The sequence below is a fragment of the Lewinella sp. genome (assembly GCF_050633125.1).
GTDB lineage: Bacteria > Bacteroidota > Bacteroidia > Chitinophagales > Saprospiraceae > Lewinella.
The window spans coordinates 1-18,396 of the sequence record NZ_JBOEFX010000060.1; the positions used below are offsets into that span (position 1 = coordinate 1).

14 protein-coding genes are annotated in these 18,396 nt (G+C 43.2%); 7 read left to right on the plus strand and 7 right to left on the minus strand.

The genetic code is table 11. The annotated features are described in order from the left end of the window. Window positions 1–196, plus strand: a 196-nt coding sequence (locus tag ACRBG0_RS13890) for a sigma factor-like helix-turn-helix DNA-binding protein (protein WP_431487472.1), incomplete at its 5' end; no start/stop codon positions are given. Window positions 197–464: 268 nt separating this feature from the next. After that, window positions 465–629, plus strand: coding sequence for a DUF1328 family protein (locus ACRBG0_RS13895; RefSeq protein ID WP_431487473.1), 165 nt, complete (start codon window positions 465–467; stop codon window positions 627–629). An 87-nt stretch (window positions 630–716) separates the two neighbouring features. On the opposite strand, the gene ACRBG0_RS13900 is transcribed toward ACRBG0_RS13895, so the two are convergent. Next, on the minus strand, window positions 717–1,988 hold the full coding sequence (locus tag ACRBG0_RS13900) for a DUF2254 domain-containing protein (RefSeq protein WP_431487474.1): 1,272 nt from the start codon (window positions 1,986–1,988) through the stop codon (window positions 717–719). Window positions 1,989–2,179: 191 nt separating this feature from the next. Here ACRBG0_RS13900 and ACRBG0_RS13905 point away from each other — a divergent pair, with 191 nt between their 5' ends. Then, window positions 2,180–3,076: a YihY/virulence factor BrkB family protein gene (locus ACRBG0_RS13905; RefSeq protein ID WP_431487475.1), complete on the plus strand. Its 897-nt coding sequence runs from the start codon at window positions 2,180–2,182 to the stop codon at window positions 3,074–3,076. Here the strand turns inward: ACRBG0_RS13905 and ACRBG0_RS13910 are convergent. The 3 genes from ACRBG0_RS13910 to ACRBG0_RS13920 form a co-directional block, all read right to left on the minus strand. Then, a complete protein-coding gene (locus tag ACRBG0_RS13910) occupies window positions 3,036–3,356 on the minus strand; it encodes a thioredoxin family protein (protein WP_431487476.1) in 321 nt (106 codons plus the stop codon). The two genes, ACRBG0_RS13905 and ACRBG0_RS13910, sit on opposite strands and share 41 nt — an antisense overlap. 302 nt (window positions 3,357–3,658) lie before the next feature. After that, the gene (locus ACRBG0_RS13915; protein ID WP_431487477.1) at window positions 3,659–4,090 is read right to left on the minus strand and encodes a hypothetical protein; all 432 of its coding nucleotides are present in this window, start codon (window positions 4,088–4,090) and stop codon (window positions 3,659–3,661) included. A 40-nt stretch (window positions 4,091–4,130) separates the two neighbouring features. Beyond that, window positions 4,131–4,490, minus strand: a complete 360-nt coding sequence (locus tag ACRBG0_RS13920; protein ID WP_431487478.1) for a hypothetical protein — start codon at window positions 4,488–4,490, stop codon at window positions 4,131–4,133. Window positions 4,491–4,670: 180 nt separating this feature from the next. Between ACRBG0_RS13920 and ACRBG0_RS13925 the strand changes: the two genes are divergently transcribed. Together ACRBG0_RS13925 and ACRBG0_RS13930 are read left to right on the plus strand one after the other, a co-directional pair. Then, complete coding sequence (locus tag ACRBG0_RS13925) at window positions 4,671–4,868, plus strand: CsbD family protein (RefSeq protein WP_431487479.1); 198 nt, start codon at window positions 4,671–4,673, stop codon at window positions 4,866–4,868. A 58-nt stretch (window positions 4,869–4,926) separates the two neighbouring features. After that, entirely contained in the window at window positions 4,927–5,358 is a 432-nt protein-coding gene (locus ACRBG0_RS13930; protein WP_431487480.1) for a hypothetical protein, read from the plus strand. 99 nt (window positions 5,359–5,457) lie between these two features. On the opposite strand, the gene ACRBG0_RS13935 is transcribed toward ACRBG0_RS13930, so the two are convergent. Then, window positions 5,458–8,625: a sigma 54-interacting transcriptional regulator gene (locus ACRBG0_RS13935; RefSeq protein WP_431487481.1), complete on the minus strand. Its 3,168-nt coding sequence runs from the start codon at window positions 8,623–8,625 to the stop codon at window positions 5,458–5,460. A 217-nt stretch (window positions 8,626–8,842) separates the two neighbouring features. Here ACRBG0_RS13935 and ACRBG0_RS13940 point away from each other — a divergent pair, with 217 nt between their 5' ends. After that, window positions 8,843–9,175, plus strand: coding sequence for a phosphoribosylpyrophosphate synthetase (locus ACRBG0_RS13940; protein WP_431487482.1), 333 nt, complete (start codon window positions 8,843–8,845; stop codon window positions 9,173–9,175). Window positions 9,176–9,424: 249 nt separating this feature from the next. Here the strand turns inward: ACRBG0_RS13940 and ACRBG0_RS13945 are convergent, their stop codons facing one another. Together ACRBG0_RS13945 and ACRBG0_RS13950 are read right to left on the minus strand one after the other, a co-directional pair. Beyond that, window positions 9,425–11,749, minus strand: coding sequence for a BamA/TamA family outer membrane protein (locus ACRBG0_RS13945; RefSeq protein ID WP_431487483.1), 2,325 nt, complete (start codon window positions 11,747–11,749; stop codon window positions 9,425–9,427). A 14-nt stretch (window positions 11,750–11,763) separates the two neighbouring features. Then, window positions 11,764–17,010: a translocation/assembly module TamB domain-containing protein gene (locus ACRBG0_RS13950; RefSeq protein ID WP_431487484.1), complete on the minus strand. Its 5,247-nt coding sequence runs from the start codon at window positions 17,008–17,010 to the stop codon at window positions 11,764–11,766. Window positions 17,011–17,294: 284 nt separating this feature from the next. Here ACRBG0_RS13950 and ACRBG0_RS13955 point away from each other — a divergent pair, with 284 nt between their 5' ends. Then, on the plus strand, window positions 17,295–18,383 hold the full coding sequence (locus tag ACRBG0_RS13955; protein WP_431487485.1) for a polysaccharide lyase family 7 protein: 1,089 nt from the start codon (window positions 17,295–17,297) through the stop codon (window positions 18,381–18,383). Window positions 18,384–18,396 lie beyond the last annotated feature (13 nt).

Genomic DNA, 18,396 nt, shown 5'->3' on the forward strand with positions numbered 1-18,396 from the left:
CTTACGGGTAGAGGAAATTCACCGCAAGATTGATAAGATTGGCGACTTATACGCTGTTCCCTTTCTGATGCATTACCGTGGCTACGAATACCAAGAGATCGCTGAACACCTTGAGCTTCCTATAGGTACGGTGAAAAGCCGAATTTTCACAGCACGTAAAAAACTAAAAAGCGCCATTAGTCGGATGGCTTCTTAAGATTACAACTTTTAGTAGACACTACTTTAATCCCGTTTATATTTATCCCAATATTTTCAAATCATTTGAAAACGAGCCACAGCCAAACAGCTGTGGCTTTTTCATTACACCTACCTTGTTTTTTTTATTAAAAAGCAATACAACAATAAATTAAAATTAACAAACAAAATACTTATAAATTCTCAACTCCTCACCGAACACCAACCTTACATTTTTAGTTACAACAGTATACATTCAATTATTAATTAAAAATTAAAAATTAAAACTTATGCTACGCTACGCCCTGATCTTTTTCATTGTTGCAATTATTGCTGGTGTTTTCGGATTTGGTGGCATCGCTGCCGGAGCTGCTGCAATTGCCAAAATCATCTTCTGGATATTCTTAGTATTACTAGTCATTTCCTTGTTGTCAGGCGCAGTGAAAAAGATATAAAAGCCATTGCCACCCATTGTAAAAGGACACCGTACATTGAAACCTACGGTGTCCTTTTTTATAAGACAGCATCCCTAATACAAGCTGTTAAAGACGACTAATCAGTCCTTGGTCTGCTTCATTAAACGATCGTTCTAAAAAGTCTTTCTTGATTTTTTGCACCTCCTGTCTAAACAATAGTCGCTCTGTAGAAGAAAGCGTCTTGATCGCTTGTAATTGTCGCAACGAATAGATGATTTTTCTCGTCACGACTACATCACCAGCGCAATAGGTTCTTAATGGGCTAAAAAGGCTAAAGAGAATCTCCTCTAACGGGCGGGCTGTCAACCAAACCAGCGCACCACCGTTTCCATCAACTGCACAGTTTCGTGGTCGATTACACAAGAAAGTATCCAGTAAACTCGTCAAAAAATCAATACCACTAATCGCTGTTGCGGGATCATTAATACCAGGGCTCATCGCCTTAACCGCAATTTCCACTACCTGTTTTAATCCATGCAAGCGATCCGATTGCAAATCCTCCTGCACTTTAACGAGTAGGCAACTGAGCAGGTCATCTGCCAAATCTTCCTCTACTGATTTCGATACTCGTAAAACCTCCTGTCCACGGAGAACAAACATACCAGCATAAGGCAAAACATTCACTTTTAACTTGTGTTTTTCACACAAAGCAAGAAGGTCCATCGTTTCAATTTGCAAGAGGTAGCCAGAAGACGCACTATTAAGCGGCGTCCAGTCCTCCAGGTCATCAGGTAACGCCTGATTCGTCAACACATCATTATTTGCATACTCCTGGAGCTTTTGCTGTGTACTCGCGTGTAAGTCATGGAGTATGGTGTCGATACGCACCGAGTTAGAGATAGTTGTAATAAAGGAAATGAATAAAATAAGGCCAACTATACCAAAAACAATTGCCAGCAAAACCGAGATAATCGGTACGGATTGTTCTAAATCGGAGGGGCCAATTCTGGCCAAAACGGTGAGGTTGTAAATGATAGCTCCGAGGTAAAATCCTAAAATAAACTGGTGCTGCCGTTGAGAAATCAAACCCGGTAAAAGTCGCGGAGAAAACTGAGCAGATGCTTGGTTGAGCACCACCATAACCATCGAAAAGCTAAAAACAACCAAGGAAATTAAACCACCAGTAAGGGTACTGATGATTGAACGAGCGGTATCTACGGATGCCAGGGCCAGAAAGGCTAACTTTTCATCGATTTGCTGCACCAATTCAGAATAGCGGAGTGCAATAATCGCTAAACTGAGGAGCAGAAAACACAAGGCCAGTAAAAGAGGTAAAAACCAAATTTTGCGAGGTACAGCCTTTATTTGTTGCCTGAGCTGGCGAAGAATACTTTTCATCAAAAAAAATTAGTGAGGTTCTATTCGTAAGATAACAGAAAAACCCAGACAACTTCTTTACAAAAAGCGAACATTTAAAGAAAATTCGGAGTTTCATTATTGAAACAAAGGTATTAACCAAAGCTAGCCAAATACAAAAAAAACAAGACCTATCCGCTTTAAAAAGCAATCTATCTCCCTAACTCTTTTTTATGATTTCACCTATTGCTTTCAATTTCTTGTGGGCCTGTCTCAAGGAAACCTTCCTTCAGTTTGGTGCAAATGCACTTATGCTACGTTCGGCAGCATTATCCTATTATACCATATTCTCCCTGCCGCCATTTTTGCTGGTTCTACTCCAGGCTACCTCGCTCTTTTATGATCAAGCAACAATCGAGCAGACAATTTTCAGTCAACTGGGTGATTACTTCGGACAACAAAGTGCCGCACAGCTATCTACAACCATTGACAATATTGGCTTGTTTGAGCGTGAAGGGTGGTCATTATTGGTGGGGTTAGGAGGCGTACTTTTTACTTCTACCACTATTTTTGTAACTATCCAAGGCACTATGAATATTATTTTCCATGCAGAAGAGGCTAGCAAAAAAATGGGCTGGTGGCAATACGTAAGAGGGCGCCTAATTGGTTTAGCACTGCTCCTTTCCATCGCCTTCATCCTTGTCATTACACTCACGCTCAATGCCTTGATAACTCGTTTCACCGCACATATTGCTGAATTTATACCAGATTTGTCGACTGCGCTTCTGTATTTTATTTCCCTAACACTTCCCTTGTTATTGACGAGTTTGTTCTTCGCCTTTATCTTCAGGTATCTTCCTGATCGTAAAATCGATTGGTCTACGGCGAGATTAGGAGCAATTATTACGACCATCCTTTTCTTTATCGGACAATACGCTATTACTTTTTACATTGGCTTATCCAATACTGGTAACATGTACGAAGCGGCAGGATCGGTGATGGTAATTATGGTGTGGATTTTCTATGCTTCGGCTATCTTTTACTTTGGTGCACAATTTACAGCCGTTTACAATCAAAAAATTTCTTTAACTAAAGATGACTTTCGATCAAAGCGCGAAGCTTCTTCTTAGAAACCGTACCAATGAGCGTGTCTAAAACTTCTCCCTCTTTCATGATCACCGTGGTTGGTATCTTGGCTATTCCAAACTCCATTGCGAGTGCTTCTTGCTCTTCAATATCAACAAATATCTTATGAATCTGAGGAAATTCCTCTATAAGGGCTCTAAGATAGGTCCTTAAGATATGTGTGGACCCTGACCATGATGAAGAGAAAACGATCATAACTAACTGCTGTTTACTCTTTTCAAACCATGAACTAATAATCTTTTTTTCTGGTGTATTTGTAGGCAAAACAACTGGGGCTTTTACGAAAAAATGGAACCGAGGGAGTTCGCAAAAAATAATATACACACCTTGCTACAAATTTTCCTTTATCCATCATCCGATTTTCCTTGCGTAGCCCGCTGTGCTGTGAAAAATCCGAATTATCTAAAGCAAAACCTGCTACGCCCTTTACGTAGATTATTTGTTTCCTCATCCCTTAACTTGCTATTGGCATTAACTAAATAATGCCTAAAAGTGTTCGATGATTATAAGAAATCAGTGTAAAAAGAAAAAATCCCCAAGCCTTTTTTGGCATATTATTGCCTGTTTTAGTGAGTCAACACTGGGTTCTCTTCCCTCGAGTTCGAATTATCCGCATTTACGATGGAAGATGACTGCGGATCACTTACCACTTGATGTTCCTGCCATTGCTCCCATAAACGTATGATGATGGGAAATAAAGCAACCCATTTTCCATTGCCTGGCTGTTGGAAGGCTTTAAAGCCCTCCTGAAAGGTATCAAAAAAGGTATTCTCTCCCGTAGTTGCCCCTCTGGGTTTAGCACTCGAAAATTGTTTAAGTCCTGCTGTGACGGCAATGGGAATAATAGCTTTCCAGCTTCCAAGTAAACCTCTTTTACCAGTATCAATTGCTGTTTGAACTTTGAGGTGCAAGAGCTCACGAGCAACATCTGCCTCCTGTTGTAAACGAAGCCTTTCTTTCCTTAGCTCTTGTATACTGCCTATTTGATGTAATTGCATATTATAAAGTGATTGAGAGATTAATGAATCGGCCTGAATACTACTTAAAAAGCGTAGTAACAACCTTTTCTACAATAGGATTGGTAAAAAGATATTCTCGGCCAATAAACAAGCCTAAACCTAATAATAAGTACACTCCACTGAGGAGTAAAAAACTATCTGCAAATGAGAATCCAAATGATTCTACCAATAAAAAACCGACCGCTACACTTAGCACACACAAAAAGACGGGCAACAAGGCAAGTAGGATAAACCCAGTAGCCAAAGAAGCGGTCATATTAGCCACTTTCTCGGCGGCATCCAGCTTCGCTATTTGAATTTTTCGTTCTGCAAAAGCCTCAAGATAGCCAATGGTCTCTCCCAGTTCTTCTGTAAAATCAGTGCTCGTTGGTCGCATCATTCTTATTGTTTTGTTCTACTTCTTATACTAGTGAAACTCTTATTTATAGGGGGATGTTCGCTTGAACCTACCTGTATTAAGTGGGCTCATTTTTTGCTGCCTTGCAAAACAATTATTCCCTTCCGACCGAACATCATCACCTGTATCTCAGTTACAAAGACAAATCAAAAACAATTAATTATGAGCGCATTTAGTGATCAAGTAAAAGGAAACTGGAACCAAATCAAAGGTCAACTCAAGCAAGAATATGGCCAACTTACCGACGACGACCTGACCTTTCAAGAAGGCAAGGAAGACGAAATCTTAGGTCGGCTACAAGAAAAGCTTGGTAAAACAAAAGCCGAAGTAAAAGATATGATTGATAGCATCGGCAAGTAATTCAGAAGCTACTGACTCAAGCAGTTGATTTCAATTTTAACCAAAAAACCACTTTACAATGAAAACCACATCCATCTTATTTATATTTATGATCTCATTGATTTCCTTTGGCACCCTTACCAGTTGTGACAACAACACTACTGCCGAAGAAAAAATGGAAGAAGCCGCTGACGACTTGGATGCTGCTGGCGAAGAAATCGCTGATGCATTCCGCACCGACAGCCAAGAGCTAAAAGCAGACCTGAGAGAAGCACGCGCTGACATTAACGAGCGTATTGAAAAGCTAAAAAACAACATGGGGAATGCTTCAGCAGAAGCCAAAGCGGACATGTCGGAAGAAGTTGAACGACTAGAATCGTGGGGACAGGATATCGACAACCGAATGAATAAAATCGGGGACTCTATTTCTGACGGCTGGCAAGAATTCAAATCAGACACCCGTAAAACGCTTGATAAAATCAACCAGCAGATGGCTGAGGTGATTGAGTAATCGTAGCTATTTTTATGATTACCAATGATACAAGGGAGGCAGGTCAATACGACCTGCCTCCCTTTTTATTACTACCGAAAATACAAAAGCTCACTTTCATCAAATAAGGTATTCTCTTTTTTTGATACCAAACTTCCGCATCTTAGACATGAGCGTGCGATCATTCAGCCCTAGCAGTCGGCCCGCTCCTTCTGGGCCGGTAATTCGGCCATCTGTCCGCTTGAGTGCTTCAATAATATAGTTCCGTTGCATTTCTTCGAACGTAGGAAAACTGGTTTCCAGCAGGTCATGATCCTGATGTTTGTCTAACGGGATTCTCAACGTTTCTTCATTACAAAGCACCACTGCTCGCTCTATGATATTCTCTAACTCTCGCACATTACCAGGAAAGTGGTAATTATTTAAGCGTTCTAAATCTGCTGCATTAATTTTGGCAATCTTTTTACCCAAGCGCTGAGCAAAACGACGAACGAAATGCTCTGCCAACACAGGAATATCCTCTGGGTGCTCTCGTAAAGGAATATTTACGATTGGAAAAACATTGAGCCGGTAGTACAAATCAGCACGAAAACGGCCTTCTTTCACCATGGCCTCCAGTGAGCGATTCGTTGCTGCTATGAGGCGTACATCCACTTTGGTCGTCTCTGTTCCCCCTACCCTCTCAAACTCTCCTTCTTGCAATACTCTCAAGAGCTTAGCCTGTAGAGCCAGTGGCAGTTCTCCTACTTCGTCGAGAAATATAGTCCCTTTATTAGCTAATTCGAAACGGCCTTTTTTTCGTGCTTGTGCACCTGTAAAAGCTCCTGGTTCGTGGCCAAACAACTCACTTTCGATCAAATTCTCCGGCAAGGCAGCACAATTTACCTTTATTAGAGGGTAGTTTTCGCGCTCGCTGAGTTCGTGCACAGCGCGCGCTAACAATTCTTTCCCGGTACCAGTTTCTCCTAAAATCAGTACTGTAGTATCAGCATCAGCGACCTGGCTAACCTGCCGTAGCACCTTTTGGTATTTGGAGCTAACCGTCACAATGTTATCCACTTTGTAGTCGGCATTTACCTCTTCCCGCAGCATCACATTTTCTTCCTGCAAACGAGCACTTAACTCTTCAATACGGCTTTGGGCTTTTTCAATTTCTTTTCGCCGCAAATAACGTTCGGTAAAGTTTCTTCCGATAATTACCAGAAAACGATTTCCTTCCTGGTAGATTTCGCTAAAAGTAAGCTCTAAATACACCGTATGCCCTTGTTGTGATGGCATACTGTATTCAATAGAAGTTCCCGGTGCTACTTCATTTAGCTTCAACTGGGGAAAAACCCGGTGCAATTGTTGGCCTTCCCAATCCTCTTTTTGGCCACCAATATAATTGACCATCGCTTGATTGAGGTACTGTACTTCACCCGATTCCTTTAACCAAACAACCACTTCTTCGCCAGCTTCCAATGCCGCATAAGAAAGCTTCAGAGCTAAATCACGCTTTTTCTTTTTATTTAAATCCCGAAAGTAGATGCACTTATACTCTTCCCCGTTATAGTTGATATAATTGAAATTGGCCTCAAGTACCATCTTCTGGCCTTCTTTGTTTAACAGAACAACTTCTTTTCGAATTTCACCATGTTCTCGCAATTCTTCCCAAATATCCCCCTGCTGGAATGATTCCTTGGTAAATAAATGCTTGATGCTTTTGCCGTTCACCTCTTCTTCTGAATAACCTGTCTTTTTAAGAAACCGCTCATTCGAATATTGGACAATCCCATTCGGGCGCGACCATAAGATCATATCACGGGTACTGTCCAGCGTAAATTCCAACAGGTCGCGACGCCGGCGGCGTGCTTTGGCCATTGTGATGTCACGGCAAAAACTACAGGCAATTTCCTCTCCTCCAAAAGACAGGTAATTTACAATCACCGAAGTATCAATCAGTTCTCCGTTTTTTCCCGTAAGCGTAAAGTCAGCCTGGAAGCTTTTTTCCTTTCTCAACCGTTCCCAAAACATCAACCGGGCCTCCTCATCAAAATAAGGGGCAATGGACTTCACCTCCATGCTCTGGAAGTCTTCAGACTGGTACCCCAACATTTGAGCAGCGATGTTATTCACATAGCGAAAAGAACCGTCAGGACGTGTCCAAAAAATTAAATCCGGCGCATTATCAGTGCTAAACTGGGTCAGCTCCAAAAGCTTATTCCGCTCTTTATTAAGGGTTATATCACGTAAATAAACACATAGCAATTCCTGCTTATCGTGCTGGACAAAGTTGGTACTAAAGCTCGCAATGATCTCGTTGCCTTTTCTTGAGGTTATTTTAAATTCACCACTAGCAAACTTTTCACTTCGCTGGCTATCCCAAAACGCTTGATAAGCTTCCTTTGTATTACCCACAACAAAATCACCTACCTTCAATTTAGATAAATCTGATTGGGTATATCCCATCCGATTCAAAAAGGATTGATTAGCATAAACAACTTGGCCATCCTCACGGAGCCAATAAATCATATCCCGAGCATGATCCAGGCTAAACTGTGCCAGTTTACTACCATCCATTTCTTGCCGCTTAGAAAAAGGCAGAGATAAGGTACCGACTACTTGCACCGTATGTAGTGCATTGGTTAAGCTAACACCGCTTACTGATAACCTGGGATATTCAAAGTCTTCTTGCAACAAGACCTCTTCTTCAAAAGGAGCGCCCTCTCGTAAAGCCTGCTCAAATTTATCTTTAAGTTTAACCCAACTTTTGGGCAACAGACAAGCTGCCATCTTTTCTTCAAAAACTTCATTGGCTACGATTGTCTCTTCTTCTGTGGCTTCCCACTTAAAAAAGGACATCAACAGGGAAGACAAGTGCCACTGCTTGCGCAAAGCGTCGTAGCGCCAATAACCCGTATTTGTATGTAAACTGAGGGAGGAAAGTTGTGCTTCTTTTCCACTGTGTGCTATCTTATCATCAATGAATGCAAAAGCCAATTTCTTGTCAATGGACACTATCGTCACCTCTACTGGCCTAAGAAGTGCACCACTCATTGCCAGGTCTGTAGTATAACGTAGAAAACCTTCTTGTTGTAGTTGTTTCCACGCTGCCTTCCAGGCAATAAGCGTCAGATGAGCATCGATGCCTGCCCAAGACCGACCAAGTAATTCCTGCTCGGTAAACTGCAATAGATGTGCAGCCTCTTCATTGACACAATGAACCAGGCCGCTATTTGCAACTAGAAGAATGGGATGGGGAAAATCCTTAACAAACTCCGCCTGTGGTAGTATTAATGGTGTCTCCAAAATCAAATGGCATCATTTTGTCGGGGTAAGTTTACTTTCAAACGATGGGATCACAAGTAAAAGTACCTTTTTTTATAGTAATACGATAATCTACAATCTACCCATTCGTCTATTCACCGCTCCTGTTTAGCCAACAAAAAAAGAGCGGCGCATACCCGAAAACGAAAACCGAACATCAAAACATTAAAATTGGTTTAAACTATAAAAACCAATAGATATGAATCTCAATTACTACGATAATCTGGTTGAAGCTACACAGGAACTCAGCAAAAGAGGTTTTGATAGTGAATTCAAATTCGATGACAATCGTTTGCTAAGTATACAAAACAATCATGCTTACCAGGCAAAAGATTTACTAATTGTCGAATATCACCGCTTTGAAGGCATGACTAACCCTGCCGATAGTTCCGTCATTTTCGCTATTGAAACCAATACAGACGAAAAGGGAACGATTATTATGAGCTACTCAACCGATGCCGATATGGAGCTCGTTTCTTTTATTGATAAAATAAAGGTGAAAATATCTCATCAGAATCAGAAAGTAGCTTAGGAACAGCACGAAAATAAAAAGCGATTTGGCTACGCCGCTACTTCGTGGTTGGTTTTCACAATAGTTAACCAAGCGGTTCACTTCAAGCGGGTTAACTATTTGAAAACCTTATAGAAAATCGCAGTTTATTTTCTGCGCAATGCTTAGCACTTTACACTATAGAATGAGGGTTGATCGTACCAGTGCGATTACGCAATTATACGATAAAGCCCCCATTGCCCGCCAGGAGCAAAAAGTAGCAAACTACACTCAAAACGCCTGCCCAAACGCCAGCACAAATCGTGGCTTTCGATTAGGTGAGGTTCCTGTATTGGCTTCATAAGGAATCGAAATAGGCTTTGCTACATCAATCCTGATCAATAAAAAAGACAGATCTACCCGTATACCTGCTCCTGCATCGACCGCCAGCTCCTGCGCAAACCGAGCCACACTAAAATCTGCTGTAGTAGGCTCCTCTTCTGTTTTGTGCAACCATACATTGCCGGCATCAGCAAAAGCTACGATTTGAAACATTGGCCCCAGTTGGTAGCGGGCCTCCAGACTGCTCTCAAACAAGACATTCCCGTAGCCATTTTGCCCCAGTAAATTATTATCTAAAGGCACCGTGACACCAGGGCCTAAACCACGAGGAATGAACCCTCTGAGGCTATTGGGTCCTCCCACGGTATACAGGTCAAAATAAGGTACTATCGCCCGGCCACCCAAAGGTGCTGCAACGCCCATGTGGGCGCGAGCGGCCAGTGTAACAAACCTGTTAACTTCAAAGTAATAGCGTACATCTGCCTCTGGTTGCAAGTAATTGCTATTCTCTGCGGCCAATGACCGCTCATTGCTTCCTACTGGTAATATTCTGTTGAAAACCAGCCCTAGCTCTAAGCTGGCGAAGAAGTCATGAGGGCTGGGCTTGGTGGTCTTCCTGCGTAGGCGAGAATCGTAGGTCCAACGGTAGGCTGGGCCCCAAAGAAACATCCGATCCAAGCGCCCCAAGCCGCTCAAACCTTGGGTAAAACCTAGTGAACGACTCAAACTCAACAGCTCCTCGGTAGCAACCTCAGGGTTTTGATAGCGAAGTCGCAAAACAGTGAAAACGCTTGAAATAATAGGTTTCCGTCGCCAACTGTAGGCGTATTCTCCACTCATCTGCCAGAGCCGCACGCCGGAAGTAGCATTCGCATCATCGGCCAGCAGCATCCCCAACTGTTGAAAATTATTGTCTTCAATTTCTGTCGCAAAACGATTCAACTGTAGCCGGATACTTTCCATCTTAAAGCCCAGCTGGATACTCGTACTGCTTTGTAAAAAAGTGGGCAAAATTCGTTCCCGTTCTGGCAGCCAAAATCGGGGGACTTCTACGCCTGCTTTTAGGCTAAAAATACCGGAGCGCGGTATCCTGCTTTCATTAACCGGCCCCAGAAAAAAGTTATATGTCACATCTCCTTCCAAGGTAAATAACTCTGCTCCTTGCTGAAGGTTTCTATTTGTGTAATTGAAGCCAAACTCCGGACCAAAATACCGGCCGCTATTATAGGCCGCACCGATCTCTCCCGAAATAGACCGAGGCAACTGGGGCGATAGGTTGATTACCAAATCCAATAGGCTATCTTGTCCGTTGACGGGTTCGTAATTCAGGCTGATATACTGAAAAGTACTGAGATTCGCCAAGCGTTCAATCGTCTGTTCGTGCGCCTCAGGGTTATACAGCATCCCCGGTCGCTGCGCTACCGCTTCAGCCATTATTTCGGGGCGTAGTGGACAATCTTTACAAATAATTTGTAAGCCTTCATACCATGTTGTGTCACTCAAGCCCAGCGCTTGATCACGACGATTGTAATTACTGAAAATTCTTATTCGATACAAACGCTGTGGAGCCAAATGCCGAGGAGCCAAGCCATCTTTTAATTTCAATAGCAACTTTACGCCATGCTCATTACCAATCGTATCCCCCAGAAAATCTAAATCCTGAGCAGAAAAATAGTAATACCCCTGCTCTCTTAATCCATCTTCGAGCCGCTGTTGTTCTAATTTTAGTTGCCCCAGCGTGTAGCGTCCTCCTTCTACCAAAAGGCTTTTACTGCTCAAGCTATCGACAATTTTGGCCACAGAACGATCGCGAATCGCGTACCTGATGGTATCAATACGATAAGCCTCTCCTACCTTCAATTGATATTTTACATGAATCGCTTTTTGTTGCTCAATGGTATCCGTGGTATAGGATGCTAAACTATAAAAGTGTCCCTGGTTTGTTGCACGATTTTGCAAGATTTCCAGCATCTGCTGGCTTTGGCGATCTTGATAAAAAGCGGGCTCTCTTCCGATCCCTTTACCCAACCACCGCAGGGGTGCATGTTTCCGATAATACCACCATACGCGCCAACGGGGGCTGGTCCGCTGTGAGATGCTCTCCATAGCTTGTTCCCGCAATTTAGCCGTGTTTACACTATCGGCTGCAATCAAATCAAGGCTCGCCCCTTTGAGGAGATATTCATTGGCTGGTAAATAACGCTTCACCTGACAGTTACTGAGTAAAGCCAGGAGCAAGAAAAGAGATAAAATGTATCGTAGCGTTATTCGCATAAATTTTTCAAGCGTTATTTTTTTTGCCAAAAGAAGCGGTCAAAATCTTTGCTGAATACCAGCCGGCCACCAAAGCGGATCGTATTGCCTCCCACAAATTCATTACGATCACGATCATTGAAGAGCTTAATCCGTAGGTTTCCATCTGGATCCAAAAGATAGGCGACCGACACGTTATCAATATAGGTCTGTGCATCGCCCTCCTGCGTGTCTGCCTCTGCCGCCGTATTTGTGACCCCATCGACGCTGACAATCAAACGGTCATTAAAGAAGCTTTTTTGCAAACTAAGCCGGAGGTTATAATTTTGCTCACCAGTACTTGTCTGGTTGTTTTCCACGCCCAGGTCGAAATCTACAAAGCCCAGCTGACTGTTCACCAACTGGCTCAATGCATCCCCCACCGCACCGGCTACTCCATTAACGATATTGTCTTGTGGGTCGCTTCCAAAGTCTATCTTCGGAATCACAAAACTCTTGAAGGTAATCAGCATAATAGCCGCGTAGTAGACCTTACTCTGGTCACGGCGTAGCTCATCAAGTGCTAAGTTTACGGCATCAAAATTTTGGTTGCCATAGCCATCTTCCGGATACAAGATATCGGCTTTGATGTCCATCGCCTCCAAGTCTCCCTCGAGGTCTAGTGAAACAAGAAAAGTTTCTCGCTGCCTTAGCCCTGCTTCTGTGGAAACACCAGACATAGATTCTACCAAAGTCAATGGACTGGCCTTAATGGTATTCGTTATAGTGAGGTCAAACTGAGGATTGGTAGGGCTGCCTGTAAAGGAAATCCCACTGCCTGCTTTCAAGTCAAAAGTATAGGATTGTAGCCCTTCCAGCACCATGTCATAAGCACCACCGGCCATTTTAATCTGCCCCGTCATCTGCTGCTGTCCGGTGGGATACTGGATAAACGTAATATTCCCGTTCCCTCGGCCAGAAAACTCCTGTTGGGTGATAGGGTCAACAATGACTCGGATGCGTAACTTTTCGTTAATCTTGAGATTGGTTTCCAGGTAGGCTCCGCTGACTTCGGAGGTTAAAGTATCCCGCTTTTCATTGGCAATAATCTCTTCCCATTCATAGGTTTCGGCAAAAGTAATAACGCCCTGCGTCGTTTCAATACGAGCCTGATCCGTAGAAGAATAAGCATAGGTCAGGTTCGATTCACTGCTAGGCGATGCCGCAACAATCAACCGGGGCTCTGTTGCCGTTCCACCGATGGTTACATCAGCATCCACACGCAAATAACCATAGAAAAGATCATTGTCTTTTTCTGTAGAATTAACGGCCAAAAAGTCCTTTGTCCTCGCCTGTAGATCAAGTTGAATATTCTCCAGTGTATTAACAACAACCCTTCCATCGAGCGTAGCATTGTTGTTATTGACATCCAAAAGGGTAAACTGATCAAAGAGTATCGTATTTCCGTTAAAGCGGATACTTTGGTCGTTAAGTCGGTAACTACTCCCAAGCAAGCTGATCGATAAAACTGCATCCCGGAAGTTTACCTGCCCATCTATTTCAGGTTTATTAACGGTGCCTCCAATACTCAGATCTCCTTGTAAATACCCTTCCGTATTTGTCAGATAGCCCAACGAGAAAGGCTCAATACTGGCAAGCTGTAGTTGTTGCATAGCCAACTGCAAATCCAACACTCCACCATCTCTGTAAGCACCATTTATCAACACCTCATTTCCGGCACCATTCAAGCTGGCAGACATCTCGAAATTGGTATTATCTTCTGAACTAACCGCCACAGCAAAATCCCCCATCGCTTGTTCATAATAAGCCAATTGTGCAATTTCCAGATCGGCACGAATCCCCAGTGCTGTGAAAATTTCATCCAGGTAAAGGTGGCCGTTCATGATTCCTCCCAAGAGTACTTCCTCTGAGTTGATCAAACTACTAAAGCGTGCCAAATTCACATCATCAAAGCCAATAGATAATCCATTTTGTTCCGTATCCTCAATACGAATTGCACGATCATTGCGACTAAGCTCCCAGTCTTCTACACGAACAGTGCTGTCTTTAACAATGATAGCATTCTCTTCCGGCAAACGCCATTCTAAAAAATTGATCACCTGACGAGGTGCCAAAGATATCTCCTGGCCTCTTATCGTCTGCTGCCAATTAAAAGAAAGCTGGTGCCTTAGTTCTTTCTTTGCAAACACCTTCAAGGTCGTATTTACTCCTCCCTTGATTCGCTTGCTCTCCACACTTGTTTGTCCAATGGCTATATCCTCACCGATGGTAATATTTCGCCAATCACCGTTGAGCGCAAATTGTTGCTCATCGCCTTCTGCGTTCAACTTCATTCCTTCCAGCTCAATACCACTGTAAGTCAGCTGCTCTAATTGCAAATCAAACAACAAGGCCGGTGTCTTATCTCGATAATTCAGACTAAAACTAAAAGGCGAAAGCTCGGTCAGCCCTGGTATTATACCCGAAACGAAAGGCCGCGGATTGGTCAAATCTATTTCCAGGTCAAAATTGCGACCATTAACAACGGGGTCCCCCTCGAAAGGGTCTTCGTCCAGATAGGATTGCAAAAACCGAATAAGTTCCGGCACCACTTCTATGGGATCAAAAAAGCCACTCAGCCTACCCTCCAACACATCACTGTTGATGCTTACCAAGTTGTTTCCCTTATCCAGCTTTGCCAAAACAAGCATACTGTCAATATAAGCAGCCGCCCCCTCACCACGCAGGAGGATGTTATCCAAATAGATTCTTCCATCCAAGTGATCGGCCTCCAAGCCGGTACTATTGACTTCCAGTTTACCCGACCCCAGCAGCGGTCGATCACTAAGCTGCCAGAAATTGAGATCGATTTTTTCAAGATCAAGATTTGCACTCACCGTAGCAATACTATCCTGTACTTGGTAGCTTCCTTGCCCGATTCCTCGTAAATAAGGGTGAGAGAAAACGAGCTGCGCGCGGTAATCGTTCTCCTCAATTGCTGCATTAAGATCCAGCAACTGGCCACGCTCTTCTTCCGTCAGACGGGTATGAATACTGGCCGTCAAAGTGGGCTCTAGGCTTCCTGTTACTTGTATTTCCATTCGCAAGGGCTGCAATGCTAGGCTAGCAATAGTATCATACATCTCCCCTTTAAAAAAACCAGCCAATTCAGCATCAAACAAATCGAGGTCAAGCGAAAAATCTTCTGGGTGATAAACCCCAGTGACACGGCCATTACCATTACTAGTCTGGATGGGTAAATTAAATGCGAGGTCATCCAGCTTGCCTTTTATTGTAGCATTTTCTACCCGAAGGTCAGGCGTATTCAAATAAGCTGGCAGCAAACTATCGGGCAACAAGGGCAAAACATCAGCCATTGCTACCTTTAGCTCATCTACCTTTACATCCAGTGCAAGTGACTCCGGCTCCAGTATTTCTTGCAAACGCCCTCCCATTTTCAGGTAGGATGTTCTTCCGGGAAGGAAAAGCTGAAAGTCAACGTTCAAATCATCAATGGGCCCACTGAGGGAGCCGGTCGCTTCCAGGTAATCTGGAACTTGATAACCTTCCGGTAATGCCTTGGGAGGCAGATAAGCCAAGATACTTTGTTGGGTCACAAACAAGGTATCCATTGCTACATCAAACGTTGCCTTTTTATAATCAGCGGCCTTCAGAATTTCTCCTTTTAGTAAAAACTGCGTCCAAAACTGGCTCGTTGAACGTTCTTCCCGGGCCTGTAAATTCAATGATAGATTTTGGTTCAGGTAACTCAAGCGCCCTTGTGCACTTATCAGCCGAGGCCATTCAATATAGTTGGGCAACAAATCAGATGGCAATAACTCTTTTACTTTTTTCGGTTGCACCTGAAAACGGTCCAGTACCAACCTCGCTCCTATTTCGTCAGGATTCAGCGGACGGTAAATCTCCCCTCTCGCTTGCACATCTACACCCGGTGCCTTAACCTGCAACTGGCTAATATCGAGCTGCTCCCCCTCGCTGGATAAATTAGTCAAAAAATCAACCCTACTCCCCGGATAGTCACGCAACCAAGGAGAAGTGAGGCTAGCAGGAAGTAACAACAACAATTCACTGATCGCTAAGCCACCCTGTGCTTCCAAAACAAGATCCAAATCACTGCTCAGGCTGTCTGCCGGAAAACCGTAACGGATTTTTTTTGCATCAAGACTACTCTTCTCCGTATTCAACACCAAAGCATCTACGACCAAAGCGGTAGAATCATAAGCTAAATCTCCGCTCAGTTGGTTGAGCTGTAAACCACCTTGGTCTTTGGCCTGAAACTCAATAATTGTAGTTGCTAATTGAGTCCCTGAAAAATCGAAATCCGATAGCTCGCCATTGATGTCATTAATGGCAATATGGTTAGGGTCAAAACCATCTTTGGTAGGCGCAATGGGAGTATCGTATATTATATTCGCCCCTTCCAAGTTCAAGTTTACAAAAGAGGCAACCGTTGTTTCCGCCAGAGTGGTTCGAAGTTTTTCCACCTGCAAAACAGTAAAAGCCGACTGCATCTCCAGACTATCCATCGCCAAGCTAAAACTCACCTCTTTCAGCAGTAAATCCTGGCAAGCTGCAATGATAGCTCCCGTTGTTGCAGTCGTATCAACAGCAGAAGCATCAGTTGAACCTAATGCCACTTTAATATCCGCTTTTTGGAAAAAAAGTCGTTCAAACAGGAAAGACTGCTTTTCGATATCAATCATATCATCAGCAACGACCACACCCTTTCCCAATTGTAAATCAACCAACAAGCCACCAGGGTCATCCTGGTAGTAGAGGTCAATATCCTTAAGGCCCAGTGTTGTTTGTTCTAGATTAAACGTCCAAGCCGAAGGAGCAACAGAGTCGGCTACAGGCGTTATGGCCGTGGTATCGGCAGACGAGAAAGCATCAATGAGAAATTGAACATTACTACTACTATCGGTGGTGATTATTCTGGCGTACACATCTTCCAACACCACTTCGCCTATGCTTATCTCTTGCCGCAACAAGGCCCACATATCCAAGTCTATCTTCAGATATCCCAAGCGGGCAAGACTGTCTCCATTTGGAGTGTTGATATAAACATCCTGCAACTGCAAGTACTTGGGAATACCCAAGCCAAAGCCCCCAATACCTACTTCTGTTTTCAAGGTTTGCTCCAGGTATGAATCAGCCTGTTCCGTCACCCAATTTTGCACAGGTTCCGTATACAAAGCCGCCACCAGGAGCAACAGCAAAAACACCAAACTCAGCAAGAGTCCTACTGCTACCTTAAAAATCCGTTTAATTCCTTTATTCAACAATATCGGGGTGATTATTTAACCATTGTGAAACCCATTTTGACGGACTTTGTTCGTTTCATCAGACTCATCTTATGGCTTACACCAAAGGTAATACGAAAATCAGGAAGTTGAATCAGATAAACCATCGAACCATCAAGCCGCCGCCTCGCTTGTACACTCTAGATTAATTATTTACCTTTCAGGAAAGAAGCAGATATCCCTTTCTTGTACACACAAGGTCGTAGTCTCATTTGGTCGCCACGGCCAGCTACACTAGCTGGCATTCAATTAAAAAATGAATAATGAATAAAATATTTACCAGCCCTTTATCAACACTCTTGATCTTTGGTATTTTTTTAATACTAAACAGCTGTTCCAATACTGCTAATGAAACTAGTGAAGAAGAAGTTCAAAAAACCGTTTACGCGAGTGACGTCATTCCATTTTTTGATCATTGGAAATTAATTTTAGGTGACGGCTCAAATGCTGGCTTTGCCAATAACTTTGAGCATAAAGATTTCTTTTATACCGCAAATGATGGTGAAAGTGATTGGGTAGTTTATAAAGCCCCCAATGCAGGAGACACTCATGGGACTTCAAATAACACAAGAACAGAACTGGCGCAAGCAAAAAAATGGTACCCTGCAACTGCCAATGATAAGTTGACAGCCACGCTCAAAGTAATGAATGTGTCCGCTACGGGCGATGCTCGGGTTGCCGCTTCCTATGCTGTAGTCATTGGTCAGATTCATAGTGCCGATGGGCATGAAAATGAACCGCTTAAAATCTTTTACAAGAAATTCCCTGGTCATACCAAAGGTTCGATTTTTTGGCATTATGAAATCAATACAGCTGGTGATGATAATTCTGGCAGGTGGGATTACTCCACAGCTGTTTGGGGCTATGACTTCTCTGTCGTTGGTACGGAAGAAAACACCTACCCGGAAGAACCTAAAGATGGGATTGCATTAGGGGAAGAATTGAGTTATGAAATCGAGGTTAAGGATGGTATTATGAGCTTAACATTTACGAGTGAAGGGCATGAAACCAAAACCTTCACAAAAAACCTAGTCGTATCAGAGTACACAACAACTGCTGATATTCCTGCACAAACACAAGGCTTATTTGTACCTATTGGTCAAGATGGAGTAGAACGCGAAAATGCTTATACCGGCGAGGGGCTTTTCTTTAAATTAGGTTGTTATAACCAAACAAATGGAAAATCTCCCGAAGTAAACAGAAATTGGTGTTCTGGTGCTGAAACGCATGGCGGTGATGTTCAAAAACAATATGAAGATGGAAACTATGCTGAAGTTTGGTTTAAAACAGCAAGTATATCTGTAAGTGATGCTGCCGTATCCAACGAAGGCTATTTCACTAAAAATGACTAGCTGCTTCCAAAAG